The 24,585-nt window shown below is 64.8% G+C and carries 23 protein-coding genes; 6 read left to right on the forward strand and 17 right to left on the reverse strand.

The features are described 5' to 3' along the window. Position 1: 1 nt before the first annotated feature. The 4 genes from ACLGL5_RS16410 to ACLGL5_RS16425 form a co-directional block, all read right to left on the reverse strand. Positions 2-553 carry a MaoC family dehydratase gene (locus ACLGL5_RS16410; protein WP_038645105.1) on the reverse strand — a complete coding sequence of 184 codons (552 nt, stop codon included), beginning with the start codon at positions 551-553 and terminating at the stop codon, positions 2-4. A gap of 359 nt (positions 554-912) precedes the next feature. Next, on the reverse strand, positions 913-1,896 hold the full coding sequence (locus tag ACLGL5_RS16415; RefSeq protein ID WP_019856715.1) for a Tim44 domain-containing protein: 984 nt from the start codon (positions 1,894-1,896) through the stop codon (positions 913-915). Between the two features lie 62 nt (positions 1,897-1,958). Continuing rightward, positions 1,959-2,252, reverse strand: a complete 294-nt coding sequence (locus ACLGL5_RS16420; RefSeq protein WP_019856716.1) for a TFIIB-type zinc ribbon-containing protein — start codon at positions 2,250-2,252, stop codon at positions 1,959-1,961. Positions 2,253-2,449: 197 nt separating this feature from the next. Continuing rightward, a complete protein-coding gene (locus ACLGL5_RS16425) occupies positions 2,450-3,439 on the reverse strand; it encodes a zinc-dependent alcohol dehydrogenase family protein (RefSeq protein WP_069091565.1) in 990 nt (329 codons plus the stop codon). A gap of 102 nt (positions 3,440-3,541) precedes the next feature. On the opposite strand from ACLGL5_RS16425, the gene ACLGL5_RS16430 reads away from it, so the two are divergent. After that, complete coding sequence (locus tag ACLGL5_RS16430; RefSeq protein ID WP_069091566.1) at positions 3,542-4,444, forward strand: LysR family transcriptional regulator; 903 nt, start codon at positions 3,542-3,544, stop codon at positions 4,442-4,444. 87 nt (positions 4,445-4,531) lie between these two features. Next, positions 4,532-6,178 carry an acetolactate synthase large subunit gene (locus ACLGL5_RS16435; protein WP_069091567.1) on the forward strand — a complete coding sequence of 549 codons (1,647 nt, stop codon included), beginning with the start codon at positions 4,532-4,534 and terminating at the stop codon, positions 6,176-6,178. A gap of 44 nt (positions 6,179-6,222) precedes the next feature. On the opposite strand, the gene ACLGL5_RS16440 is transcribed toward ACLGL5_RS16435, so the two are convergent. The 8 genes from ACLGL5_RS16440 to ACLGL5_RS16475 form a co-directional block, all read right to left on the reverse strand. After that, positions 6,223-7,392 carry a substrate-binding protein gene (locus ACLGL5_RS16440; RefSeq protein ID WP_069091568.1) on the reverse strand — a complete coding sequence of 390 codons (1,170 nt, stop codon included), beginning with the start codon at positions 7,390-7,392 and terminating at the stop codon, positions 6,223-6,225. A gap of 80 nt (positions 7,393-7,472) precedes the next feature. Then, entirely contained in the window at positions 7,473-8,174 is a 702-nt protein-coding gene (locus ACLGL5_RS16445) for an ABC transporter ATP-binding protein (RefSeq protein ID WP_019856721.1), read from the reverse strand. A gap of 2 nt (positions 8,175-8,176) precedes the next feature. Then, complete coding sequence (locus ACLGL5_RS16450) at positions 8,177-8,881, reverse strand: ATP-binding cassette domain-containing protein (protein ID WP_019856722.1); 705 nt, start codon at positions 8,879-8,881, stop codon at positions 8,177-8,179. Next, positions 8,878-9,864: a branched-chain amino acid ABC transporter permease gene (locus ACLGL5_RS16455; RefSeq protein ID WP_069091569.1), complete on the reverse strand. Its 987-nt coding sequence runs from the start codon at positions 9,862-9,864 to the stop codon at positions 8,878-8,880. The genes ACLGL5_RS16450 and ACLGL5_RS16455 overlap by 4 nt, the downstream gene beginning before the upstream one ends. Beyond that, on the reverse strand, positions 9,861-10,778 hold the full coding sequence (gene urtB / locus ACLGL5_RS16460; RefSeq protein ID WP_019856724.1) for an urea ABC transporter permease subunit UrtB: 918 nt from the start codon (positions 10,776-10,778) through the stop codon (positions 9,861-9,863). Before urtB ends, ACLGL5_RS16455 begins: the two co-directional genes overlap by 4 nt. After that, positions 10,723-11,844 carry a class II histone deacetylase gene (locus tag ACLGL5_RS16465; protein ID WP_038645114.1) on the reverse strand — a complete coding sequence of 374 codons (1,122 nt, stop codon included), beginning with the start codon at positions 11,842-11,844 and terminating at the stop codon, positions 10,723-10,725. Before ACLGL5_RS16465 ends, urtB begins: the two co-directional genes overlap by 56 nt. 84 nt (positions 11,845-11,928) lie before the next feature. Next, entirely contained in the window at positions 11,929-14,643 is a 2,715-nt protein-coding gene (locus ACLGL5_RS16470) for a winged helix-turn-helix domain-containing protein (protein ID WP_069093345.1), read from the reverse strand. Then, positions 14,640-15,287, reverse strand: a complete 648-nt coding sequence (locus ACLGL5_RS16475) for a GNAT family N-acetyltransferase (RefSeq protein WP_167626451.1) — start codon at positions 15,285-15,287, stop codon at positions 14,640-14,642. Before ACLGL5_RS16475 ends, ACLGL5_RS16470 begins: the two co-directional genes overlap by 4 nt. A gap of 177 nt (positions 15,288-15,464) precedes the next feature. Between ACLGL5_RS16475 and ACLGL5_RS16480 the strand changes: the two genes are divergently transcribed. From ACLGL5_RS16480 to ACLGL5_RS16495, 4 genes are read left to right on the forward strand one after another with little or no spacing between them, the layout of a single operon-like run. Then, positions 15,465-16,766, forward strand: a complete 1,302-nt coding sequence (locus ACLGL5_RS16480) for an ArgE/DapE family deacylase (RefSeq protein ID WP_038645119.1) — start codon at positions 15,465-15,467, stop codon at positions 16,764-16,766. Continuing rightward, positions 16,763-17,821 carry a phosphotransferase gene (locus tag ACLGL5_RS16485; RefSeq protein ID WP_069091570.1) on the forward strand — a complete coding sequence of 353 codons (1,059 nt, stop codon included), beginning with the start codon at positions 16,763-16,765 and terminating at the stop codon, positions 17,819-17,821. Before ACLGL5_RS16480 ends, ACLGL5_RS16485 begins: the two co-directional genes overlap by 4 nt. Further along, complete coding sequence (locus ACLGL5_RS16490; protein WP_494372939.1) at positions 17,822-19,132, forward strand: aspartate aminotransferase family protein; 1,311 nt, start codon at positions 17,822-17,824, stop codon at positions 19,130-19,132. It begins immediately after the preceding gene. Between the two features lie 9 nt (positions 19,133-19,141). After that, a complete protein-coding gene (locus tag ACLGL5_RS16495) occupies positions 19,142-19,798 on the forward strand; it encodes a GntR family transcriptional regulator (protein ID WP_069091572.1) in 657 nt (218 codons plus the stop codon). 21 nt (positions 19,799-19,819) lie between these two features. On the opposite strand, the gene ACLGL5_RS16500 is transcribed toward ACLGL5_RS16495, so the two are convergent. The 5 genes from ACLGL5_RS16500 to ACLGL5_RS16520 are packed head-to-tail and all read right to left on the reverse strand — an operon-like array spanning position 19,820 to position 24,552. Then, positions 19,820-21,124 carry an NAD(P)/FAD-dependent oxidoreductase gene (locus tag ACLGL5_RS16500; RefSeq protein WP_069091573.1) on the reverse strand — a complete coding sequence of 435 codons (1,305 nt, stop codon included), beginning with the start codon at positions 21,122-21,124 and terminating at the stop codon, positions 19,820-19,822. After that, positions 21,121-22,104, reverse strand: coding sequence for a branched-chain amino acid ABC transporter permease (locus ACLGL5_RS16505; RefSeq protein WP_069091574.1), 984 nt, complete (start codon positions 22,102-22,104; stop codon positions 21,121-21,123). The genes ACLGL5_RS16500 and ACLGL5_RS16505 overlap by 4 nt, the downstream gene beginning before the upstream one ends. After that, positions 22,101-23,009: a branched-chain amino acid ABC transporter permease gene (locus ACLGL5_RS16510; RefSeq protein ID WP_019856733.1), complete on the reverse strand. Its 909-nt coding sequence runs from the start codon at positions 23,007-23,009 to the stop codon at positions 22,101-22,103. Before ACLGL5_RS16510 ends, ACLGL5_RS16505 begins: the two co-directional genes overlap by 4 nt. Then, the gene (locus ACLGL5_RS16515; RefSeq protein WP_069091575.1) at positions 23,006-23,755 is read right to left on the reverse strand and encodes an ABC transporter ATP-binding protein; all 750 of its coding nucleotides are present in this window, start codon (positions 23,753-23,755) and stop codon (positions 23,006-23,008) included. Before ACLGL5_RS16515 ends, ACLGL5_RS16510 begins: the two co-directional genes overlap by 4 nt. Continuing rightward, positions 23,752-24,552, reverse strand: coding sequence for an ABC transporter ATP-binding protein (locus tag ACLGL5_RS16520; protein WP_069091576.1), 801 nt, complete (start codon positions 24,550-24,552; stop codon positions 23,752-23,754). The genes ACLGL5_RS16515 and ACLGL5_RS16520 overlap by 4 nt, the downstream gene beginning before the upstream one ends. Positions 24,553-24,585: the final 33 nt, after the last annotated feature.

Genomic DNA, 24,585 nt, shown 5'->3' on the forward strand with positions numbered 1-24,585 from the left:
TTCATTTCTCCGTCTTGCCGACGAAATCGGCCGGGTTGCGATACTTCACCGTCTGCAGATGCTCGCAATAGAGGACCAGCTCGCCTTCGCCCTTGAACACTTCGTAGCTGGCACGGATCAGCCCCATCTCCTTGTAGCGCGGCGTCTTGTCGAGGTTGGAGCGGATCGAATAGATCGTGTCGCCAATGAAGACGGGCTTTATGAAACGGAGCTTGTCATAGCCATAGGAAAAGGCGTTGACGCAGTTGGTGGCGACCAGCCCCAGCCCCGCCGAAAAGACGAAAGCACCGGCGATCAGCCGCTTGCCGAAAATGCCTTCGCTTTCGGCGAACATCTGGTCCTGCACATAGGGGTGGATGTCGAGGACCAGCGTGTTGAAGAGATGGCTGTCGCCTTCCGCCATCGTGCGCCGCAACGACCGAATTTTCTGGCCGACCGGCCAGTCCTCGTAGAACCAGTTCTCGGCGTTCCACACTGGCAGTGCCGCGTGCGCCTCAGGCATGTTTTTGGGGTAGGTCGATGCGATGCCGACGGTGGGCGCAAAGTCGTTCATGGCTGGCTCCGGCAGCCTCGCAGGAGGCTTAGGTCAGCCATTTGAACACGCCTCAAAGCGCCGGACTGCATGACGTCTCCTCCCGCCAATCTTCTTTTGTAAATAGTATTTTCACATATGGGATTACGTTGCAAGCGAGGGCGGGGCGAATTTTTCCCAATCCGCGCGCTCACGCGCGGGCAGGCGGGGGGAAATCATGAAAAAGGATTGCCTAGTGTCGGCCGCCTGAACCGGGAGGCGCCTTATTTCAGCGCGCAGGCGTGCTGACGGACATCGGACGCACCATCGAGATCGGCACGCCGATGTGCGTCAGGATCGTGCGCTGAGGCGCTACCGACGCACCCGTACGATGGTCGGGCTCAGGCCTGTTGGATTGCCGAGAGCTTCCAGTTCGAGCCATTCTGACGCGTAAATGTCCACAGTTCGGTCGTCTCCGTCGGATGGTTCTCGTCGCCCTCGACAACCTTGCCGCTGGCCCGCTCGCGCATCACGTCGCGAGACTCGTAGCGCAACGCGGCCGTGGCGTAGTCGCGGTCATCCTCGCGCCAGCTTTCCGCGATGTCGGCCTGCAGCAAGGTGATATCGGAGACCTCGTTCCTGAGACCTTTCTGGGCATTGTCGGCCAGCTCTTCCGAGAGATAGGACACCATTTCGGGCGTCGTCGCCCGGCGCAGGGCGGCATGGTCTTCGCGCCCGAATGCTTCCTGGACGTCGGTCAACAGCTTCTGGAATGCGTCGAGGTCGCTCTGAGCCAGTGTGATCTCCTCCGAGACGTCAGCCGGCGAGCCTCCGCCCGAACCACCGCCAAAGCCGGGAATTGTGAACGAGCTTGCCTGCTGCTGCGCCGCAGCACGGTTCTCAAATCGCGACGCCTGGGCATTGCCGGCACCGGCCAGCGCCGGGGCAGGGCCCTGCGCCGACTGCGAGCGGAAGAAGCGGATGGCCAGCATGATCGCGCCACCGATGAGCAGGGCCTGGAGCAGGAAGCCGAACATGCCGGCCAGACCGCCGAAGCCTTGGCCCAGGAGCAGGCCGATCAGGCCGCCGATCAGCAGGCCGCGCATCATCGTTCCACCGAAGCCGCTCATGAAGCCGGGCCTCTGCAGGCCGGCCTGCGGCTGCCGGGCGGCAGAGTTCACACCGGTGTTGGGTGTCATCGAACGCTCGACCGGAGCGGTCGGCGCCGGCGCCGTCCTCGTTGGCGGTGCCGACTGGAACGTGCGCGTGCCGCGACTGCCGAAACTGCCGCCACGCCGAGCCTCGGCATGATCGATCGCGACCATGGAGAATGCGAGGAACAGTCCGGCGAACAGGGCTGCAAATCGGCTGGTGCGAGACATCATCGGAGATGAACCTTTATCGGTATGGTTTTGGAAATTTTAAGCAGGTGCCGGGCGCCATGCGGTCAATCGAACAATTCTTCGAAGAAGGATTTCTTCCGCTTGGGGTAGCGGTGGCCCTGCGAGCGCGAATAATCGTCATCGCGGCCGTGTTGCGGCTGGGAGAAGGCTGCCGGCTGTGGCTGCGCCGCAGGCGACGCTTCCCTGCCGGAACGCTCGATGATCTTGTCGAGTTCGCCTCGATCAAGCCAGACGCCACGGCACTGCGGACAATAGTCGATCTCGATACCCTGGCGTTCGCTCATCACGAGCGCGACGCGGCAGGAGGGGCAAACCAAACCAAGGAGGGAAGATGTCATACGGGGCTCCAAACCGAAAGGATTGAGCCCGCTTGACCGAAAAAGGTGGAAACGGGCCCGTTAAAGCGGTCCGACATCACAATCACCAGAAGCGATCGTCAGAGGGGCCCGGCCCGCACCACACAGTTAGGAATGCCGAGCCAGGCCTTCAAGGGCGATATTGCCGGCAAGAATGATTTGTTCGCCGCTGCCGTCGCTCAAACCGTTACGATGATCTTGCCGAATTGCTCGTTCGATTCGAGGTAGCGGTGCGCCTCGACGATCTGGTTGAACGCGAAGCTCCGGTCGATGATCGGCCTCAGCGTACCCGTCTCCAGGCCTTCGAGGATGAACGCCTTGGCGACCTCCAGCTTCTCCGGGGTGCCGGTGATTTCGTGCACGAGATAGCCACGCAACGTCAGCGTCTTGCCCAACACGGCAGCCAGAGGGAACGGCGTCGGCTCGGGGCTCAACCCGCCATATTCGATGAGAATGCCGCCCTTTGACATTGCCGCCGTCAGCGGCTCGAAGATCGGACCACCGATTGCATCGAGCACGACGCGCACGCCTTGCGGCCCCGCGATCTCGCTCAGCCGTGCGGCGAGATCCTCCTCGGCCAGGACGACAACCTGCGCCGCTCCGGCATTAAGCAGGGCCTGTTTCTTTACCGATGTTCGCGTCACCGCGATCGCTGTCGCGCCAATTTTGTTGGCGATCTGGAGCGCGGCAAGCCCGACGCTGCTTGAGGCCGCGGTGATGACGACAGCGTCTCCGCTGCTCAGTTTGGCGATATCGATCAGGGCGCCATAGGCGGTGAGATATTGCATCCAGATCGCCGCCGCCGTCTGCCAGTCGAGCGACGATGGGTGCTTGACGATGAGCCTGGCGGGATAGGTGACCAGCTCGCCGTAAGCGGGCCAGCGCACCATCGATTGCGGCGGGATGACGCTGACAGCGTCGCCCGGGGCGAAATCCTTCACGCCTTCGCCTACCGTTTCGACAATGCCTGCCGCTTCCAGCCCGAGCCCGGAGGGCAGGGGCGGAGTCTCGAGATAGCTGCCCGCGCGCAGCAGCGCCTCGGCACGGTTGAGTCCGAGCGCCTTGACGCGGATCTGAACCTCACCCGGACCCGGCGGAGGGAGGTCGATATCCTCGATGCGCAGAACTTCGGGACCGCCATGCTGGTGGAAGCGGACAATACGAGCCATTCGGGTTACTCCTAATTATCTGAACCGAATGAGCTATGCAGGCAGAGGCTTCATGGATAAATGGGCGTAGGGATAAAGCAGTAGAAACCAGAGGTTTCGAATATGGATAGGCTCGAGAGCATGGCCGTGTTCGTCAAGGCGGTCGACCTTGGCTCGTTCGCGGCTGCGGCGGTGGCGCTCGACCTGTCCGGGCCGATGGTGGGCAAGCATGTCCGCTCTCTCGAAGAGCGGCTCGGCATACGCCTCATCAACCGCACCACGCGCCGCCAGAGCCTGACTGATTTCGGCCGCGCCTATTACGAACGCTGCCGCATCGTGCTGGCCGAGGCGGAAGCCGCCGATGCGCTGGCCGCCGACCAGTTTTCGGAACCGAGAGGCAGACTGCGCGTGACCATGCCGGCGCATTTCGGCCGCCACTGCGTCACCCCCGTGTTGCTGAAACTGGCGCGGCACTATCCGATGCTGGAACTCGATCTGTCGCTCAGCGACCGCTTCGCCGATCTCGCGGAGGACGGCTTTGACCTTGCCATCCGCACCGGCGATCTTGAGGACAAGGCCGGCGTGATCGCGCGCCGCGTTGCACGCCAAGGCATGGTTGTCTGTGCCGCGCCTTCTTATCTCAGACTTCACGGTGAGCCGCGGCGGATCGAAGACCTCGCCGACCATCAGGCAATCGTCTATCGCCGGCTCGGCCAGGTCGTTCAGCCCTGGCTGTTTGCGCGTGAAGGGCAATCCGTACAGGAGATCATCCCCAGCGGTCGGCTGCGGCTCGACGATCTCGACGCCATCGCCGATGCAGCGGCCGAAGGCATGGGGCTGGCGTGGCTACCGTGGTGGCTGGTCCGCGAGCGCATAGAGGCCGGTGCGTTGGTCGCGCTGTTGCCGGACCAGCCGCACTATCTCTACGACTGCCATGCGCTCTGGCTGCAGACGCCGCATCTGCCGCTCAAGGTTAGGCTCGCCATCGATGCACTGGCGGCCGCCTTGCCGAAACTGATGGGCTGATCGCCGAGAGCAGGCTTGCGCTCTTTGAGGCGCCGCTTACCAATGCCATATGAAGGCGGAACGTGCGCATTGCGGGAGAGGCGGTTCATGACCAAAGGTTCGGATCTGTTCGTGGCGGCCCTCGAGAATGAAGGGGTCGACCGGATTTTCGGCATTCCCGGCGAGGAGAATCTCGACATCGTCGAATCGATCCGCCGCTCGTCGATCCAGCTGATCTTGACCCGACATGAGCAGGCCGCTGCTTTCATGGCTGCCACTTATGGCAGGCTCACCGGCAAGGCGGGCGTGTGCATCACCACGCTTGGCCCCGGCGCGCTCAATCTGACGACCGGGGCGGCCTATGCGCTGCTCGGCGCGATGCCGATGATCATGATCACCGGCCAGAAAGGCATATTGTCATCACGGCAGGCGCGCTTCCAGATCGTCGACATCGTCGCGGCGATGAAGCCGCTGACCAAGCTGTCGCGCCAGATCGTCTCGCCCAAGATGATCCCCTCGCTGGTGCGCGAGGCCTTCCGCGTTGCCCAGGAAGAGCGGCCCGGCCCGGTGCATCTGGAACTGCCGGAAGACATCGCGGCGGCCGAGTGCGAGCCGGTGGCGCTGGTGCCGACGCATCCGGTCGAGCTGCCGCTGGCCAGCGCGGACGCGCTCGATCGCGCCGCCCGCATGATCATGGAGGCCAAGCGTCCGCTGCTGATGTTCGGCGCGGCGGCGTCGAGGCCGCGTGTGACACCCGATGTCGCCCAGTTCGTGCTGCGCACGCAAATACCCTATTTCACCACGCAGATGGGCAAGGGCACGGTGCCCGGCGGCACCGAACTCTATATGGGAACGGCGGCACTGTCGGAGCGCGACTACGTGCACGAGGCCATCGAACAGGCCGATCTGATCATCACCATCGGCCACGACACGGTTGAGAAGCCGCCCTTCATCATGGGCGCCAACGGGCCGAAGGTCATCCATGTCGGCTACCACTCGGCCGATGTCGAGCAGGTCTATTTCCCGCAGGCCGAGATCGTCGGCGACCTTGGCCCGTCGCTGGCGCTGCTGGCGGACCGTATCGAGGGCAAGATCCCCAACGCGCAGGCCTTGCTGCCGCTCAGGGAAGGCATTTTGAGCCGGATCGCGGCGCGCGCCACCGAAGACCGCTTCACGCCGCAGCGCATCGTGCATGATGTGCGTGCCGTAATGCCGGCGGACGGGATCCTCGCCCTCGACAACGGCATTTACAAGATCTGGTTCGCGCGCAACTACCGCACGCGCATGGCAAACACCCTGCTGCTCGACAATGCGCTGGCCACGATGGGCGCCGGCCTGCCGTCGGCGATGATGGCGTCACTGCTCTATCCCACGCGCCGTGTCATGGCCATTTGCGGCGATGGTGGCTTCATGATGAACAGCCAGGAACTGGAGACCGCCGTCAGGCTGAAGCTCAACCTCGTCATCCTGCTGCTCGAAGACCATGCCTATGGCATGATCCGCTGGAAGCAGGCGGTCGACGAATTCCCGGATTTCGGCATGACCTTCGGCAATCCCGATTTCGTCAAATACGCCGAGGCCTATGGCGCCAAGGGAACCAGGGTTATGGAGATCGCCGATTTGCGGCCGGCGCTGGAGCGGGCCTTCACCGGCGGCGGCGTGCATCTCGTCGTCGTGCCCATCGACTATTCCGAAAACACCAGGGTGCTTGTCGACGAATTACGCGAGCGGCTGCCGGCGCCGCGGACGCCGTGACGGCGGCCGAAAAGCCGCCGTCAGGACCTCTCGGGTGTAAGATCCTACACCTTGCAGTAAGGCGTGACCGGCGTGATGGCGCCGAAATCCTTAGCGATCTCGTAGCTGATGCCGTCCGCCGCCGCCTTGCCGACATAGGAATGGCAGAGCGTGTGGTTGTTGGAGGCATCGACGCGGATCTTGCCTTGCGGCGCGTCGAACTCGATGGTGGGCAATGCCTTGAGCACATCGTCATCCCTGAGTGACCCGGCCTTCTCGGCGGCCAGCGCATAGAGATGCAGGCCGTTGTAGCCGGCCTCACTGATGCCGTTGACCATCTTCTCCTGGCCGAACTTTTCGCGGAAGCTTGCGATGAACTTCTTGTTGACCGGATTGTCGAGCGCCATCCAGTAAGGCTGCGGCGCATAGGTGCCGGCGGCGACGCCGGGCGGCAGCGCGTCCTTGTTGAAAACCTCGTCGAGCGGCGCGATCAGCGGCTGCTTGATGTCGAAAGAGCGATATTGCTTGAGCTGCGTGACGGCATCGTTGCCGACCACCATCGACCAGACGACATCGGGCTTCAGCGATTTGATCTTCTGGAAAGCCGGGCCGAAATCCGTGGTGCCGAACGGATAGTAGTCGGCGCCGATGATCTTGCCGCCGGCCTTCTCATAGGCCGCCGTGATCGCCTCGGTCATCTTCTGCGGCCAGGCGTAGTCCGAGGCCATGACATAGATCGTCTTACCGAGATTCTCGGCCACCCACGGCATCATCGGGTCGACCTGCTGCATCGGGATCGGCCCGGTGGCGACGAAGTAGCGGTTGCATTCGCCGCCCTCGAAATTGGTCGGGTAGAAGAACAGCTTCTTGGCTTTCGAGGTCACCGACAGCGTCGCGCTGCGCTCGGGCGAAATGATCGTGCCCATGACCACGTCGACCTTGTCTTCGTTGATGAGCTTGCGCGCCTTGTCGATCGAGCCCTTGGTCGTCGTCTGGTTGTCCTCGATGAACAGTTCGACCTGGCGACCGCCAATGCCGTTGGCGGCATTGAGCTCGGCGGCGGCGAGCTTGTAGCAATTGAGCAGCGTCTCACCGAGGATCGCCTGCAGTCCGGTGATCGGGATCGACAGGCCGACCTTGACGGTATCGGCGGCGCGCAGGATCGACGGCGCGCCGACCATGGCGAAGGCGGCGGCTGCGCCGCCGGATTTCAGTATCGTTCTTCTGCTTATCATTGTTATGTTCCCTTCCAGTCCAGGCGCGCCCCATGCACGCCTTACAAAGTCAGCAGGTCCAGATGCGCTTCAGGCGCGCCTCATAGGGCCAACAGGTCCTTCAGCAGGCTCTCGTCGGCGAACGCCTCCGGCGTGCCCTCGTGCACGATCCTGCCCTTTTCCATCACCAGGCAGCGGTCGGCCGCCTTCAGAACGAGATCGAGATTCTGCTCGACCAGAACGATCGCGATGCCGCGCTCGCGCGCGATGCGCGGCACCAGCTCGGCGATCGACTGCACGATGTTCGGCTGGATGCCTTCCGAGGGTTCGTCGAGCAGCAGCACCGACGGCAGGCCGCATAGCGCGCGGCCGATCGCCAGCATCTGCTGCTGGCCGCCCGACAGCGTGCCGGCGATTTGCGCCTCGCGTTCGCGCAGGATCGGAAAATAGCCGAAGATGTCGTCAGGAATGCCGCCGTCGCCACGGTCCATGGCTGCGCGCGTGCCGACCTCCAAATTCTGCCGCACGGTCAGCTGGTTGAAGATGCCGCGGCCCTGCGGAACATGCGCTATGCCCGCCCGCGCCCGGCGGAAGGCCGCCGCGTCGGTAAGGTCCTGATCGCCGAGAACAACCGCGCCGCCGCTCGCCTTCAGGCCACCGGCGATGACGCGCAGCAGCGTCGTCTTGCCGGCGCCATTGCGGCCAAGCAGGCCGACGACTTCACCCGGTGCCACGCTGAGATCGATGCCGTTCAGCACAGGGAGCAGGCCGTAGCCGGCCGAGACCGCGAGTGTCCGCAGCATGGTCAGCGCCTCCCCAGATAGACATCGCGGACCATTTCGTCGGCCTCGATGTCGTGGAAAGGACCGCTGCGCAGCCGGCGTCCCTGGTGCAGCACCAGCGTCTCGCAGTTCAGCGCCCGCACGAAGCGGATGTCGTGCTCGACAGCGACGATCGAGAACTCGCCCTTGAGCCGCAACAGCATCTGCGCGGTCGCCAGCGTTTCCTGCGGCGTCATGCCGGCGGTCGGCTCGTCGAGCAGCAGCAGCCTTGGCTCAATCGCCAATGCCATGCCGATCTCCAGCCATTGCTTCTGGCCGTGCGCCAGTTCGCCGGCCAGCGTGGCCGCGCGGCTGCCAAGCGCGACCAGGTCCAGCAGCTCACCGACCGGACGCACCGGCGACGAGGTGCCCCACCGTGCGACCTTGAGATTGTCCTCGACCGAGAGGCTCGGAAAGACCGACGGGATCTGGAATTTTCGGGCGATGCCGAGCCGGGCGATGCGGTGCAGCGGCAGGCCGGCAATGTCGTGGCCGAGGAAGCGCACGCTGCCGCTGGTCGGGCGAAGTGTGCCGGTCAAAAGGTTGAGGAAGGTGCTCTTGCCGGCGCCGTTCGGCCCGATGATGCAGCAGAGCTCCCTGTCGCGCACCGTCAGGTTCAACCCTTCCAGCGCTTGCAGCCCGCCAAAGCGTATGCCGACATTCTCGGCCTGAAGCAGCACGTCGCTCATTGCGCTTGCCTCCGGCCCTTGAACAGGCACTTCAGCCGCGCATAGATCGACAGGATGCCGTCCGGCAGCACGAAGACGATGACGACGAAGACGCAGCCGAGCAAAAGCGGCCACAGGCTCGGGTTGAAGCTGCTGATCGTCTGCTGCGCGCGCTGTATGGCGATGGCGCCCAGCACCGGACCAAGCAGCGTGCCGCGCCCGCCAACCGCTACCCAGACGATGACTTCCGTCGACAGCAGCAGCCCGGACAGGTCGGGTGCCACCAACCCGGCCATGCAGACGTAGAGCGCGCCCGCGAGCCCGGCGATCGCCGCGGACAGGACGAAGGTGACGAGTAGCCTCAGCGGCGCATTGTGGCCAAGGGCGGCCGCCCGGACTTCATTGTCCTGGATGGCGGTCAGCACGGTGCCCCAGCGACCTCTGCTGAGCGACCACAGCACCAGCACGACCACCGCAACGATGGACGCGACGAAGATGTAACTCGGCAGATCCTGGCTGAGATCGACATGTATTTCGCCAAGATCGAAGGCGATCGGCGGAATGCCGATCAGGCCGCTGTCGCCACCGGTGACCGAGCTCCAGGAGACGGCGGCCTGCTGGCAGATGACGCCCATGGCAAGCGTCACGATGGTGAAGTAGCTGCCGCGGATGCCGCCGAAGAACAGGAAGTAGCCGATGATGGCGGCGACGAAGGCAGCACCCGCAATCGCGCCCAGGATGCCGAGCAGGCTGCCCAAGGGGATGGCGTCGTTGAGCGTGACCAGCGCCATGATGTAGCCACCAATGCCGAAGAAGGCGGCGTGGCCGAAACACAGGATGCCGGTGCGGCCCCAGAAGAAGTCGAGGCTCGCCGCGAACAGGCCGAAGATCAGCGCGTCGCGGATCACCGTCAGCTGGTAGCCGTCGGCGATGAACGGATAGACGACGGCGAGCGCCGCGCAGACGGCGAAGATCAGCAGCCAGTTGCGGTCGCGGGCGATCATCGCGACGCTCCGTTGAACAGGCCGTTGGGCCGCAGCCGCACGGCGACGATGGCCGCCAGCAGCACGATCGCCTGCGCCAGCGATGGCGAGATCTGGTAGTTGAGCACACTGGTCAGCCCGCCGACGAAGACACTGCCGGCGACGAGACCGCCGATCGAGCCGACGCCGCCGACAATCACGACGAAGAAGGCATTGGCGAGGTAGTTCACCCCCATCTGCGGCAGCACGATCGCCAGCGGTGCGACCAGGCCGCCGGCGAGCCCGGCGATCGCCGCGCCAAAGGTGAAGGCGATGGCGTAGGTGCGCCGCGTGTTGATGCCGACGCCTTCGGCCATTTCGCGGTTCTGGATGACAGTGCGGATGTCGAGGCCGAACGACGTCCGGCTGATCAGCAGCACGACACCGAGCAAGGTCAGCATGGCGATGGCGATCAGGATCAGCCGATAGGCGGGATAGACGGTGAAGAACAGGTCGAACGTGCCCTCGATCGGCGGCGTCACCGGCTTGGCGCCGAGGCCAAAGGTCAGTTCCAGCCCCTGCTGCAGGATCAGGCTGACGCCCCAGGTGGCAAGCACGGTCGAGACCGGCCGCGAATAGAGATGGCGGATGATGGCGAACTCCAGGATGCAGCCGACCACCGCGCCGGCGATGGGTGCGGCGGCCAGCCCCAGCCAGAACGAGCCGCCCACGCTCTGGACGAAATAGACCGCGAAGGCGCCGACAGTGACGAATTCGCCATGCGCCAGATTGGTCACGTTCATCAGGCCGAAGCTGATCGCCAGCCCGAGCCCGACCAGCATCAGGATGCTGATCAGCGTCAGCGCGTTGAGGAGCGTGGTGACGACAAAATCCATCGTGTCAGGCAGCACTTGCGAGGCGTTGGCGCAGGCCTGCGAGCAGGCCTTCGGCCGCATCGATCACCGCAGCCTGATGCGGCTGCAAGTCCTGCCCGGCCCATTCGTCGATATGGTCCGACAGCGGATCGATCACTTCGGTGCGGTGATTGGCGAGTGTCTCGATGACGGCATGGCCGCAGAACGGCACATAGCCTTCGGAATAGCCGCCTTCATGGGTCATCATCAGCCGGCCCTTCGATGTCTCGGCTGCCAGCGCCACCATGCGCGCGGCAAGGCGCCGGAAGCATTCGCTGTTAAGCATCATGCGGCCGAGCGGATCGAAGCCCGACGCGTCGAAGCCGGAGGCAACAATGACGAGATCCGGTTTGTAGGCGCGAAGCGCGGGGGCGACGATGCGGTCGAAGGTGGCTTCATAGGCGCCGGTGCCGCTGCCGGCCGGCAGCGGTATGTTGATGTTGTAGCCTTCGCCTTCGCCCTTGCCATTGTCGGCCATCGCGCCGCGCCCGGTCGGATAGAGATTGTCCTGGTGCAGGGAAATGGTCAGCACCGACGGATCGGAATAAAACACCGTCTCGGTGCCGTTGCCATGATGCACGTCCCAGTCGACTATCGCCGCGCGGCCAAGCAGGCCTTCATGCTGCAGCCGGCGCACGGCAATGCCGATGTTGGAGAACAGGCAGTTGCCCATTGCTTGGTCGGGCTCGGCATGATGCCCCGGTGGCCGCGCCAGCGCATAGGCGTTGTCGACACGGCCGGTCAGCACCGCGCGCATCGCGGCATAGGTGGTGCCGGCCGAGAGCAGGGCGATGTCGAAACTGTTGAGGCCGATCGGTGCCTGGGGGCCGGCGAAGCCGCAGCCGCGTTCGCTGAGCATGCGGATGTCGTCGACATGGCGCTGCGTGTGGACGCGCAGCAGGTCCTCGACCGTCACCGGCTCGGCAAGGATCGGCACCAGATGGCGCGCCAGGCCACTGACCTGGATAAGGTTGTTCAGCCGGCGCTTCGACCCCGGCGATTCCAGGTGCCGTCCCGGTTCCACGAAACGGCCGGGAGGCATCATGTCGGCGCTGGGGCCGGTGTCATGCCACATCAGCTGTTCGTGAAAAACGTAACCTGTCGCCATAAGCAGCGTCCTCTAAAATCTGGACGACGCTAGCAGGCTAACGATGCCATGGCCCGACCCGAAAGAGGGGGGCACGCGGGATGTCTATGCCCCTCCTTTCGGAGGGGGGCGGAGGTCTGCGGCCGCCTGCGCGGCACGCACGGCCTGGACGCGGTTCGAGACCGAGAGCTTGCCGAAGATGTTCTTCAAATGCCATTTCACCGTCGTTTCGCTGACCGAAAGCGCGACCGCGATATCGCGGTTGGACATGCCTTCCGACAAGCAACGCAGCAGCTCGGACTCGCGCTGGGTGAGATGTTCCTTCTCGGCTGCAGGGGCGGCCAATTTGCGCGTCGCCATGGGCATCGTCTGCGCGGCATCGATGATACGCGTCGCATAGGCCGACAGGAACGGGTCGGTCTTTGCCTGCGCCGCGCGCAATCGCATCAACGCTTCGACCACGGGCCTGCCCTCGTCGACGAAGGAACGGATGAAGCCGGAAGGCTGGGCAAGGCGTAGCGCTTCGAGGAGATGACGGTCGGCCTCGCGCTGGTCATGGCCGGCGGCCTTGGCGCGCAGGATCAGCGCCAGTATGTGGCGGCGCATGCGGCCGCTGCTTTTCGTCCGCTCCAGCAGCACGTCGAGAAGTGCCGCGGCGGCCGCGTGGGATTTTTCCGCCGTCAGCAGCCGGCCCTCGGCGAAGAACTCGAATTCGTTGGCGACAGTCGGCGCGGTTTCAGCGCTTTCGCGGCGATGCTCGTCGAGTAGGGCGCGTGCCTCGGCGACACGGTTCTGGTCGATGAGCAGCCGGATGCGATCATGCACCAGCACCGAAGCGAGGCGGCGGTAGACGGAGCCGCGCACGCGCTGGTAGACACGCTCCAGCATGTCGAGCGCCGCGTCGCCGCGACCGGTCAACTGCAGGACGCGGGCATAGGTCGGCACGCTGGCCAGCGGATAGACGATGACCGCGGCGCCTTCGATCAGCGGCCCGAGATTCTCGACCAGCGTCAGCGCCTCGCCGGATGCGTTGGTCTCATAGGCGAGTTCGGCCAGCAGCGTTCCGGCCAGCGCCTCGGCATAGGAGTTTGCGCCGATCCGCGTCCTGGCCTCGATGATCGTGTTGCGCAGCAGCCTTTCGGCGGCGGGCAGGTGGCCGGCCGAGCGTTCGATGACCGCCATGTAGCAATTGGCGATGGTGACGCCGAGCAGGCTGCCGCTTCGCTCATGCGCCTTGCGTGCCGCGTCCGCCGCCGCCCGCGCCCCCTCGAGGTCGCCCAGCGCATAGAGATTGTAGCCGATGACATTGGCGGTCGCCCCTTCCATGAACCAGGCATCGGGCGCGATGATGCGGAGCGCGGCCAGCGCGGTGTCGCGCGCGGCCTCGAACCGCTCCAGCGTGCTGTGCACGGCGGCGTCGAGGACGGCGATTTCGGCTTCGATCGTGGTGCCGGTCAGCGTGCCCGGATCCTTGCCGTCGGCCGGCCCGGTCTCGATCAGCTTGCGCGCATTGGCAAGTGTCTGCTGGGCAATCTCGGGCTGGCTTGAGTGCACCGCCAGCCATAGCACGATGAGCTGCAGCCGGATGCGCTGGTCGACCAGTTTCCTCGGCAACAGCGCCAGCAATTGGCGCACATAAAGCAGCTGGCACTGGGCGATGAGCTCGAGCGCGTTGTTCTCGACGAACACCGCTGCGCGGGCCTGGTCGCCGGCGGCGAGCGCATGCCCGATCGCCTCGGTCAGCATCTTGCGTTCGCCGAACCATTCGGCGGCGGCCAGGTGCAGCGGTGCGATTATCTCCGGCTCGCGCCGCTCCATTTCGCGGCTGAGGAAGTCATGGAACAGATGATGATAGCGGAACCAGCGCCGCTCCTCATCGAGCGGCACGAGGAAAAGATTGCGGGTCTCGATCTCGGTGATATCGGCCTCGGCATCCGCCGCCCGCAGGACCGCCCGGCACGCTTCGGCGCTGAAGCGCTCGAAGACCGAACTGTGGAGCAGGAACTTCGCCAGGGCCGGCGGCAGCCCCAGGAAGACTTCGCCCATCAGGAAATCGGCGACGTTGCGGTTGGCGCCGGTGAAATTGCCGATAACGGTTTCCGGTGCATGCGCGGCGCTGAGCGACAGCGAGGCGAGTTGCAGGCCGGCGGCCCAGCCCTCGGTCCGCGAGCACAAGGCCTCGACGGTACCGCTGCTGACGCTGAGGCCCAATTTGTCATTGAAGAAGGCTTCGGCTTCGGACGAGGCGAAGCGCAGATCGTCCGGGCCGATTTCGAAAACGTCGCCAAGCACTCTGAGCTTGCCGAGCTGCAGGTCGGGCAGGTTGCGCGAGCCGATGACGAAGGCGATGTTGGCGGGCGCCTGCCGCGTCAGGCGTTCCATGAAGCGCTTCACCGCCGCCGCCTCGATGACGTGGTAGTCGTCGAAGAACAGGGTGATTTCGGCGTCGCGCGCCGCAAAACCCATCACCAGTGCCGCGAGCACCACGTCGAGCTGGGGGATAGGGCTCGACTGGAAGGCGAGGTCGAGTTCGGCCGGGTTCTGGACCAGGTGGCGCAGCGCGCCCACCAGATGCGACAGGAAGGCGCCTTCGTCATTATCCGTCGCCTCGCAGGACAGCCATGCCGTCAAACGGCCGTGGCGCGCGACCTCGGCCGCCCATTGCGCCATCGTCGTCGACTTGCCGAAGCCGGCGGGCGCCGCGAACAGCACGATGCGCGTGTCGACATGCCGCTCCAGCCTCGACAGGATGCTCTCGCGCCGCACCCACCGGCGATGGTGAGACGATGACAGGCCGGCGGGTTGCGAAGATGGTCTCATCTGGCGACGGGCACCCATTCCGTTTCGATCAACGGGATTTGCGGGGCGGCATCGCGCGGCAGGGTTCCCTTGATCCGGGGATCGTCGGTGATTTCGAAACCGGTCGCATAGGGCTTAAACCCGCAAGCCTGGTAGAAACCGATGACGCTGTGATGGTCGATGCTGCTGGTGTGCAGCCAGATGCGTCCCGGCGCGAGGCGCCATGCCTGATCGAGCGCGCCAGCCATCAGCCGTTTGCCGAGGCCACGACCGGTCAAGCCGGGGAACAGGCCGAAATAGGTGATCTCGATCTCGTTGTCGTCGGCCATGCGGAACTCGACCATGCCGACATGGCCGCCACTCTCATCACGGCCATAATAGAGATGCTGGCACGGATCGGCGAAATGCGCTGATATTTCGGCATCCGACATTTCGGCGGCGCGGTCCCACAGCCAGGGAGCACCGATCTTGAGGAAGATCGCGCGGTAGGCGGCGCTGTCGGGTTTGGCGATCCGGGTCATCGCCAGGGGCTGGGCGAAACCCGGCACCGGGGCGCGCGCCTCCATCCACGTCACCGCATTGACGATCTTGCCGGCCGGCACGCGCCGGTAGCCTGACGTGAGATCGGTGATTTCATCCGGCAATGCGCCTTCGGTGACCAGCATCTGTCCTCGAACTCTGCCAAGCGGTTTCGCCAGCATGCAGTAAGCTGATGCCAACTCTGCGCCCGCCTGCCAAGAGCTTCCCGGGTTGGGCCATAGTTTTGGCCCGACCTGTCTCCTTGCCTTTCCACGATATGGCATATGAGATATGATACACCATTCACGAGAAAGCGAAATATTATGCCTGAGCGGATTGCCGACGAAGCCATTTTGCGCGCGATCGATAACGGCTTCGCGCGGCAAGTCGCGTTCCTGGCGGACCTCGTGCGCTTTCCATCCCAGCGCGGCGAGGAACACGCCGCGCAATCCTTCATGGCGGCCGCTTATGAGGCCGATGGCTACGCTGTCGATATGTGGCGCGTCGATGTCGACGCGATCCGTAACCTGCCTGGGTTTTCACCGGTTGCGGTCTCCTACGACGATGCTTTCAATGTCGTCGCTACCCACACGCCGAGAAACGCCACCGGCCGCTCGCTGATCCTCAACGGCCATATCGATGTGGTGCCGACGGGGCCGCTCGACCGCTGGGTGCGCGACCCCTACGATCCGGCCATCGAAGACGGCTGGATGCATGGTCGCGGCGCCGGCGACATGAAAGCCGGCCTGTCGGCCTGTCTCTACGCGCTCGCCGCCTTGCGCAGCCTCGGCTATCAGCCGGCCGCGAATGTTTACCTCCAGTCGGTGGTCGAGGAAGAGTGCACCGGCAATGGCGCGCTCGCCTGCCTGCAACGCGGCTATCGCGCCGACGCCGCCTTCATTCCCGAGCCCCTGGAACCGCGCTTAATGCGGGCGCAGGTGGGGCCGATCTGGTTCAGGGTCGAGGTCGACGGCGATCCGCAGCATGCGTCGGGCGCTTTCTCGGCCGGCGCCAATGCCATCGAAAAGGCCTTTCTCATCATCCAGGCGCTGAAGCAGCTCGAAATCGTGTGGAACGCGCGCAAGGTCGATGACAAGCATTTCTGCGATCACCCGCACCCGATCCGCTTCAACCTCGGCAAGATCGAGGGCGGCGAATGGACATCGAGCGTTCCGGCACGCTGCGTCTTCGAGATGCGGGTCGCGACCTATCCCGGGCAGAAGCTCGAGGATGCCAGGGCCGAGCTCGAAGCCTGCATCGCAGATGCGGCCCGTGCCGATCCCTTCCTGGCCAATCGTCCGCCCAAGATGACCTACAACGGCTTCATGGCCGAGGGCTATGTTTTGGAGGGCGCCGACGAGATGGAAGCCGTGCTGCGCCGCAGCCATACCGCCGTGTGGGGCGAGCCGCTGACGGAGCATGTCACCTCGGCGACCACGGATGCGCGCTTCTTCGGCCTCTACGCCGACACGCCGGCGATCGTCTATGGCCCGATCTGCCGCATGCCGCATGGCTATGACGAGGCCGTCGATCTGGACTCGGTGCGCAAGGTCACCCAGACCATAGCGCTGTTCATCGCCGACTGGTGTGGTCTCGAGCCGATCGATCCGGAGATGAGCTCATGAATGCGGCTGTGCCTGACGCTTTTGGCGAAACGCTGGCGCAGGATGCGCCTGACGTTTCGATCGCCGATGCGCTTGCCATCTTGCGCCGGCACTACGGCCTCACCGGCAGAGCGCGGCCGTTGCCGGGCGAACGTGACCACAATTTCCACATCCATACCGACGGCGAGGGCGAGTTCGTCCTCAAGATTTCCCATCCGGCGGAGGAAGCCGGCTTCACCGATTTCCAGAACAAGGCGCTCGACCACATCCTTGCTGTCGACCCGACCTTGCCGGTTCCTTCGGTGCGCAAGAGCCTTGAGGGCGACGCGCAGTTCACGGTCAGCGCCGGCGGATCGGCGCCGCGCATCATCCGGCTGGTCACCTATCTGCCCGGCCAGTTGCTGTCGCGCTGCCCCACGTCGGCGGCGCAGGATCGCAATCTCGGCATTTTCCTCGCCCGGCTTGGCCGGGCTCTGCGCGGCTTCTTCCATCCGGCCGCCGGCAGCGACCTGCTCTGGGACATCCGCAAGGTCGCCAAGACGCGGCCGATGCTGGCGTTTATAGCCGATGCCGGCCACCGTGCCATGGTCGAGCGCGTCATCGATGCCTTCGAGGCGCGTGCGGCGCCGGTCATTCCCAGCCTGCGCGCCCAGATCGTCCACAACGACATGAACTCCTACAATGTGGTGATGGATGCCTCGCGGCCGGAAATGGTCAGCGGCATCCTCGATTTCGGCGACATGATTCATTCGCCGCTGATCTGCGATCTCGCCATCGGCGCCGTCTACCGCTGGCCGGCAGAAGGCCATCCGCTGGCGCCGGCCGCGCGCTTCGTCGCCGGCTACCAGTCGGTGCAGGCATTGGAGGCCGAAGAGATCGGCATCCTTTTCGATCTGATCCGTGCTCGCCTCGCGCTCATCGCCAACATCGCCAGCTGGCAGGCGGAACGGTTCCCGGCCAAGCGCGACTATGTGCTGCGCCTCATCACCGAGGTCTGGGCGTCGCTCGAGCGACTGGACGGGCTGTCGTCCGATGAGGCCCGCCGTTATTTTCTCGACCATTCCAATCCGGAGTAGATGCCCGTGTCCCAGTCTTCGCCATATCCCGCAAATACCAACTCGACAGCATCCGAGCAGGCCCTGCTCGAACGCCGCGCCAGGCTGCTTGGGCCGACCTATCGCGCCTTCTACCGCAACCCGATCCATCTGGTGCGCGGCAGCGGCGTCTGGCTCTACGATGCGACAGGTCGCAAATTCCTCGACGCCTACAACAACGTCGCCTCGGTCGGGCACTGCCATCCGCGCGTCGTCGAGGCGCTGTCGGGACAGGCCGCAACGCTCAACACCCATACCCGCTACTTGAGCGAGATCATCCTCGATTATGCGGAAAAACTGCTCGGCACAGTTCCCTCCCATCTCGGCCATGCCATGTTCACCTGCACCGGCAGCGAGGCCAACGACCTCGCCATCCGCATCGCCCAGCATTCGAGCGGCGGCACCGGCGTCATCATCACCGATTTCGCTTATCACGGCGCCACGATCGCTACCGCGCAGCTGTCGCCTGCGGCGGTCGGCGCGAAGGGCGTGCCCGCGCACCATCGGACCGTGGCCGCGCCGGACACGCTCCGCGACCACGGCCGCGCCGCGAAGGACTTCGCCAGAAATGTCGCCGCCGCCATCGAGGACATGCGTGCGCAGAATATTCGTCCGGCGGCGCTGCTGCTTGACGCCGCCTTTTCCAGCGACGGCATTTTCTTTCCCGACGCGGCTGTCCTGCGCGAGGCGGCGGATCACGTCAGGAAGGCCGGCGGCATCGTCATATCAGATGAGGTCCAGTCCGGCTTCGGCCGCCTTGGCCAGGGCATGTGGGGTTTTGCCAATTATGGCATCGAGCCCGACATCGTCACCATGGGCAAGCCGATCGGCGACGGGCATCCGATGGGTGCGGTGCTGGTGCGCCCGCGGCTTGTCTCGTCCTTCGGCTCCAACACCGGTTATTTCAACACCTTCGGCGGCAATCCGGTCGCGGCCGCCGTCGGCATCACGGTTCTGGACGTGATCGAAGGCGAGGGGCTGATCGAGAACGCGCGCAATGTCGGCGCCTATACGGCTGATCTGCTGCGGGCGCTGCAGGGCCGGCACGGCATGGTCGGTGACGTCAGGCACAACGGCCTCTATTTCGGCGTCGAGTTGACAGCGGATGGCGACGAAGCGCTGGCCGCCAGCAAGACGTCTTCTGTCGTCGAAGCCATGCGCGAGAATGGCGTGCTGATCTCGTCCTGCGGTCCGCGCGGCAATGTGCTGAAGATCAGGCCGCCGCTGCCCTTTGCCAGGGACAATGCCGAGCAACTGGCCGAGACGCTCGATCGCGCTTTGTCGAACTGGTGATCGGAACGCATGCTGAAGCTCGAACATCAAACCCTCAACGACCGCGCCTATGGCGCGCTCAAGCAGGAATTGATTTCAGGCGGTTTCAGCCCAGGCCAGACGCTGGTCATCCGCAAGCTTGCCGAGACCTTCGGCATCTCGACGACGCCGATCCGTGAGGCGCTGCAAAGGCTGGTCGCCGAGCGGCTGCTCGAGATGCAGAACAACCGCTCTGTTATCGTGCCCTTGCTGTCGGCCCCGGCCTTCGAGGAATTGACCCATATCCGCATTGCCGTCGAAGGGCTGGCGGGTGAGATGGCCGCCACGCGGATGAGCGAAAGCGGGCTGGTCGAGATACAGGCGACGCTCGCCGGCATGCAGCGCGCGATCGAGGCCGGCGACGCCAGAGGCTATCTCGCGCTGAACGAGGCGTTTCACTTCGCCATCTACCAGCATGCCGGCGCGCCGATCCTGTTGAACATGATCCGCGATCTCTGGGGCCGCGTCGGGCCTTATCTCAAGCTGCTGATGCAGGCCGACCGCTATATTCCGCAGTCGAACGACGCGCATCGCGGGATTGTCGCGGCGTTGGAGCAGCGCAATGGCCCTGCTGTCCGAGTCTCCCTTGAACAGGACATCGCCGTGGCGGCCGCGGTTCTCTCCGAAAATCTTCGCACGACGACCTGATCGGACGGCGGCTGGATCAGCCTACGCTGTCTCGTCTAGCCGGTCGCGCAGCATGCTCCAGCCAAGCAGCATGTTGGGCGCGTGCCGCAGCAGCGCGTGGAAGGGGATCGGCGCCGGCGGTGCGAACGGCAGCGGCAAATCACGCACCTCGGTTCCGGCGGCCCAGTCGGCCAGCACTTTGCCCATCGCCGTCGTCATGGCGATGCCGCGCCCGTTGCAGGCGCGGCCGGCGATCAGCCCTGGCCCCAGATCCAGGAGGTGCGGCAGGAAATCCGGCTCGACCGCGGCCATTCCTGACCAGCCATAGGCAAGCGGTGGCAGGTCCGGCAGGTCGAGATGGCTGGCCAGCCGCCGCCAGATCGTGTGCGGCACGCGTGTGTCGGCGCCGGCGCTCAGAATATGCATGCCGCCGCTGATCAGCCGATTGTCGGCATCGAAGCGGAAGGTGAAGAGATTGCGCCTGGTGTCGCCCACGCCTTGCCCGCCGGGAAGCAAACGCGTCCGCACGTCGCGCGACAAAGGCTCTGTCGCGATCTGGAAAATCTTCAGCGGAAAATAGCTTCGTTGCAGCAGCGGATTGAGCGATCCGCCATAGGCGTTGGTGGCGATCAGCACCTTGCCGGCACGCGCCGAACCCGATGGCGTTTTCAGCGACCAGCCATCGACCACGCGATCGACCGAGGTAACCGGCGTGCGCTCGAAGATCTTGGCGCCAGCCTTCTGCGCCGCACCGGCCAGTCCATTCGCGTAGGCGACCGGATTGAGCACGCCGCCCGAACGGTCCATCCAGCCGCCGACATAGCCGCGTGCGCCCGTCAGCGCCTCGACGTCTTGCCGATCCAACGTGACAGCCGGTCGGTCACGCCACGCCCATTGCCCGGCGCGCGATTTGACCTTCTCGAGGGCGGCAGGCGAATGTGCAGGTTGGATCCATCCGTTCTGCACGGCGTCGCAGTCGATGCCGTGCCGTTTGATCAGGCCGAAGACCAGGTCGGCACTGCCGGCGGCAAAGTCGATCAGGCGTTCGCCGCGCTCCGGGCCGAGATGCGCGACGATGCTGTCAGGGTCCATCTTGGCGAAGTTCGGCACGACGAAACCGGCATTCCTCCCGGTCGCGCCCCAGGCGATGATTTCGGCTTCGAGAACAGCGACCGAGATGCCTTTTTCAGCGGCGTGCAGCGCGGTCGACAGGCCGGCAAATCCACCGCCGACGATGGCCAGATCGACATCCAGCCCGCCTTGCAGCGCCGGCCGTTCCCGGCGATTGCCGCTGACGGCATGCCAGAGCGAAGCGCCACGCGCTTCCTGCCCGATCGCAGCGGTCATGATCCGGAACTGCTCTTGATCGCCGCCGCTTTTTCTCGCTTGCCGAAGCGTGGGCGACGCGGCCTGTCGCCGAACAGACCGTTCGGCCGGATCAGCAGGATGACGCAGAGCATGACGCCGATGGCGACGATCTGCAGCGAGGCCGCACGCGCCTGCTGCTCGGGCGCGAACAGAACGCTGGTCAATGTGCCCGACCCCGCCCATATCCCCCAGACAAGGATGCTGCCGATGACGGCGCCGAGATTGCTGCCCGAGCCGCCGACGATCAGCATCACCCAGATCTGGAAGGTCAGAATCGGCAAATAATTGTCCGGTGCGATGAAGCCGGTGAAATGCGCCTGCAACGCGCCGGCCAGCGCCATGATCGCGCCGCCGACGGCAAAGGCCTGGACGCGGTAGAAGCGCGCGCTCTTGCCCAGCGAGATCGCCGCCCGCTCATCCTCGCGCAAGGCCTTCAGCACGCGTCCCCAGGGGCTGCGCGACAGATGCTCCAGAGCGAGATAGGCGATCAGCGTGACCGCGCCGACGACGGCGAGGTTGGACAGGTTGAACAGCAGCGGCGTCTCCGCAAGGCTGCCGAAGGGACGCGGAATGAAGCCGATGCCGAACGGCCCGCCGGTCAGCTTCTGCGCATTGAGCGCGACCAGTTGCACGACGACGGCGACGCCGAATGTGGTGATCGCCAGATAGTCGGATCTCAGCCGCAGTGTCGCCATGCCGGTCAGTGCAGCGGCAATGCCGCCGACGACCATGGCACCCGCCCAGCCGACAAGGATCGGCAGGCCGAAGCCACCAAGTCGCGCAGCATCGTCCGGCGTGGTCAGCAAGGCCGAGGTGTAGGCACCAATGGCGACGAAACCGGCGAGGCCGACATTGAACAGGCCGGTCAGCCCCCACTGCAGATTGAGCCCGAGCGTGACCAGCGAAAAGATCAGCGCGGTGGTCAGGAAGAAGGCGCCGTAGCCGATAAGATCGATCATCTTTCCCGAACTCCGAAAAGGCCGATCGGCCGCACGAACAGCACCGCCATCAGGATGATGAAGGAGACGGCGGCGCGCCATTCGGCGCCGATCAGCTGCACCGCGCCGGCTTCGGCGAGCCCGATGATCAACCCGCCGAGCACCGCACCCGGAATGCTGCCGATGCCGCCGAGGATGGCGGCGGCGAACATCGGCAACAGCATGTCGAAACCCATGAACGGGCGGATCTGCACCAGGATGCCGATCATCACGCCGGCGACGCAGGCAAGCGCGCCGCCGATGATCCAGGTGACGCGCACGACGCCGGCGACGTCGATGCCGACGATGCGGGCAAGCGCCGCATTCTGGCTGAGCGCCTGCATGGCGCGGCCGGTCTGCGTGCGCGTCATCAAAAGATGCACGCCGAGCACCAGCACCGCGGTCAGCAGCAGAAGTGCGATCTGATCGGGCGTGATGCGGATGCCGAAGCCGACCGGCATGGCGATCTGGATCGCCCTGCTGAAATAGGTCGGACGTGAGCTGAAGGTGAATTCGAGCAGGCTCCTCAGCGCCATCGAGGCGCCGAAGCTCGCCATCACCACGATGATCGCCTGGCCCTGCGAGCGCAGCCGCGAGAACAGCACTCTGTCGAGTAGCAGCGCCAGCAAGGCGGTGAAGGCCATGCCGACGACCAGCGCAACTAGGAGCGGCCAGCCGAAGGACAGCGGCGCGATGGGTGCTACCTTGCCGAAGGTGGCGCCAATGGCACTGACGACGGCCAAGGTCGCATAGGTGCCCCAGGCCATGAAGTCGCCATGAGCAAAATTGGAGAAGCGCAGGATCGAATAGGTCAGCGTCACGCCGATGGCGCCAAGGCCGATCATCGAACCCGTCAGCAATCCATCGACGACAAATTGCAGGCTCATGCCGCGCCTCCCTTGCTGGCGCGAGAGGGGCGCTGGCCGAGATAGAGTTCGGCGACGACAGGATCGTTCCACAGTTCGGAAGCGACGCCCTCGTGCCGATCCTTGCCCTCGACCAGCACATAGGCGCGGTCGCCGATGGCCAGTGCTGCCTTGGCATTTTGTTCGACCAGGAGGATGGTGACGCCGGACTTGCGGATGCCGGCCAGCATCTCGAACACCATCGACACGAATTTCGGCGACAGGCCGGCCGACGGTTCGTCGAGGACCAGCACCTTGGGATGCACGATCAGGGCGCGGGCGACCGCAAGCATTTGTCGTTGTCCGCCCGACAGATTGCCGGCGGCGGTGCGGCGCTGGCGCACGAGATCCGGGAAGGCCGCGTACATCTCGTCCATACGCGCTGGGATTTCACGCCGCTCGAGGATGCCGCAGGCGACTCTGAGATTGTCCTCGACCGACATCAGGGGAAAGATATTCTCTGTCTGCGGCACGAAGGCCAGGCCAAGCCGCACCATGGTATGGGCCGGTGCTGCGGTGATGTCCTTGCCGTCCAAGAACACCGTGCCGCCGGTGATCGGGACGAGGCCGGCGATCGCCTTGATGAAGCTCGATTTGCCGGCGCCGTTGGGACCAAGGACGACGACGATCTCGCCTTTTCTGACAGTGATCGAGGCGCCGCGCACGATCGGCACGCCGGGCTCGTAGCCGGCTTCGAGATCGCGGACATCGAGGACGGCTTCGCTCATGCGGTGCCCCCGAGATAGGCCTCGATGACGCGCGGGTCGCGGGCGACCTCTTCCGCCGTGCCTTCGCTGAGCAGTTGCCCGCTCGCCATGACCAGCACGCGGTGACAGAGCCGCGTCACCATGTCGATATTGTGCTCGATCAGCAGGAAGGTGATGCCGCGCGCATTGATGTCGCGGATGCGGTCGATGATGACTTCCAGCAGCGTCGCGTTGACGCCGGCCGCCGGCTCGTCGAGCAGGATGATTGCCGGGTCGGCCATCATGACACGGGCGAGTTCGAGCAGCTTGCGCTGGCCGCCGGACAGCACGCGCGCCGGCTCATGCGCCAGATGCGCGAGGGTCACCAGTTCCAAAAGGTCGAGCGCCTTTGCCCTGGCCGCTTTTTCCTGTGCCGCCACCCGCCATGGCGTGACGAAGTTGGCCAGCAGCTTTTCGCCGGCCTGGCCCTGTGCCGCCAGCATGATGTTTTCGATCAGCGTCAGATTGGGCAGCGGGCGGGGGATCTGGAAGGTGCGGCCAAGGCCACGGCCGATGCGCAGATGCGCGGCTTCGCCGGAGACGCGCGCACCGTTGAGCAGGATATCGCCGCTGGAAGGCAAAATACTGCCGGCCAGCAGGTCGAACATGGTCGTCTTCCCGGCGCCGTTCGGCCCGATCAGGCCGAGGATTTCGCCTGCTTTGACGTCAAACGAGACATCGTTGACGGCGACAAGGCCGCCGAACCGCCTGACGACATGTCTCACCGTCAGAACCGGCGCACGGGTCTCCTTCCCCTGCCGTTCGGTTGCCTCGCTCATCAAACCCTCTGGCCGAAGACGGTCATCGCCATC

The organism is Mesorhizobium sp. U510 (assembly GCF_059180695.1).

What these genes read in the sequence shown, in the direction of transcription:
- ACLGL5_RS16520 (WP_069091576.1), bottom strand. Translation starts at nt 24,552, where the DNA reads ATGAGCGAGGCAACCGAACGGCAGGGGAAGGAGACCCGTGCGCCGGTT.
- ACLGL5_RS16455 (WP_069091569.1), bottom strand. Translation starts at nt 9,864, where the DNA reads ATGATCGCCCGCGACCGCAACTGGCTGCTGATCTTCGCCGTCTGCGCG.
- ACLGL5_RS16475 (WP_167626451.1), bottom strand. Translation starts at nt 15,287, where the DNA reads ATGCTGGTCACCGAAGGCGCATTGCCGGATGAAATCACCGATCTCACG.
- ACLGL5_RS16510 (WP_019856733.1), bottom strand. Translation starts at nt 23,009, where the DNA reads ATGAGCCTGCAATTTGTCGTCGATGGATTGCTGACGGGTTCGATGATC.
- ACLGL5_RS16420 (WP_019856716.1), bottom strand. Translation starts at nt 2,252, where the DNA reads ATGACATCTTCCCTCCTTGGTTTGGTTTGCCCCTCCTGCCGCGTCGCG.
- ACLGL5_RS16450 (WP_019856722.1), bottom strand. Translation starts at nt 8,881, where the DNA reads ATGAGCGACGTGCTGCTTCAGGCCGAGAATGTCGGCATACGCTTTGGC.
- ACLGL5_RS16485 (WP_069091570.1), top strand. Translation starts at nt 16,763, where the DNA reads ATGAATGCGGCTGTGCCTGACGCTTTTGGCGAAACGCTGGCGCAGGAT.
- ACLGL5_RS16435 (WP_069091567.1), top strand. Translation starts at nt 4,532, where the DNA reads ATGACCAAAGGTTCGGATCTGTTCGTGGCGGCCCTCGAGAATGAAGGG.
- ACLGL5_RS16425 (WP_069091565.1), bottom strand. Translation starts at nt 3,439, where the DNA reads ATGGCTCGTATTGTCCGCTTCCACCAGCATGGCGGTCCCGAAGTTCTG.
- ACLGL5_RS16445 (WP_019856721.1), bottom strand. Translation starts at nt 8,174, where the DNA reads ATGCTGCGGACACTCGCGGTCTCGGCCGGCTACGGCCTGCTCCCTGTG.
- ACLGL5_RS16495 (WP_069091572.1), top strand. Translation starts at nt 19,142, where the DNA reads ATGCTGAAGCTCGAACATCAAACCCTCAACGACCGCGCCTATGGCGCG.
- urtB (WP_019856724.1), bottom strand. Translation starts at nt 10,778, where the DNA reads ATGCGGCCGAAGGCCTGCTCGCAGGCCTGCGCCAACGCCTCGCAAGTG.
- ACLGL5_RS16440 (WP_069091568.1), bottom strand. Translation starts at nt 7,392, where the DNA reads ATGATAAGCAGAAGAACGATACTGAAATCCGGCGGCGCAGCCGCCGCC.
- ACLGL5_RS16500 (WP_069091573.1), bottom strand. Translation starts at nt 21,124, where the DNA reads ATGACCGCTGCGATCGGGCAGGAAGCGCGTGGCGCTTCGCTCTGGCAT.
- ACLGL5_RS16515 (WP_069091575.1), bottom strand. Translation starts at nt 23,755, where the DNA reads ATGAGCGAAGCCGTCCTCGATGTCCGCGATCTCGAAGCCGGCTACGAG.
- ACLGL5_RS16490 (WP_494372939.1), top strand. Translation starts at nt 17,822, where the DNA reads ATGCCCGTGTCCCAGTCTTCGCCATATCCCGCAAATACCAACTCGACA.
- ACLGL5_RS16430 (WP_069091566.1), top strand. Translation starts at nt 3,542, where the DNA reads ATGGATAGGCTCGAGAGCATGGCCGTGTTCGTCAAGGCGGTCGACCTT.
- ACLGL5_RS16415 (WP_019856715.1), bottom strand. Translation starts at nt 1,896, where the DNA reads ATGATGTCTCGCACCAGCCGATTTGCAGCCCTGTTCGCCGGACTGTTC.
- ACLGL5_RS16465 (WP_038645114.1), bottom strand. Translation starts at nt 11,844, where the DNA reads ATGGCGACAGGTTACGTTTTTCACGAACAGCTGATGTGGCATGACACC.
- ACLGL5_RS16410 (WP_038645105.1), bottom strand. Translation starts at nt 553, where the DNA reads ATGAACGACTTTGCGCCCACCGTCGGCATCGCATCGACCTACCCCAAA.
- ACLGL5_RS16505 (WP_069091574.1), bottom strand. Translation starts at nt 22,104, where the DNA reads ATGATCGATCTTATCGGCTACGGCGCCTTCTTCCTGACCACCGCGCTG.
- ACLGL5_RS16480 (WP_038645119.1), top strand. Translation starts at nt 15,465, where the DNA reads ATGCCTGAGCGGATTGCCGACGAAGCCATTTTGCGCGCGATCGATAAC.
- ACLGL5_RS16470 (WP_069093345.1), bottom strand. Translation starts at nt 14,643, where the DNA reads ATGAGACCATCTTCGCAACCCGCCGGCCTGTCATCGTCTCACCATCGC.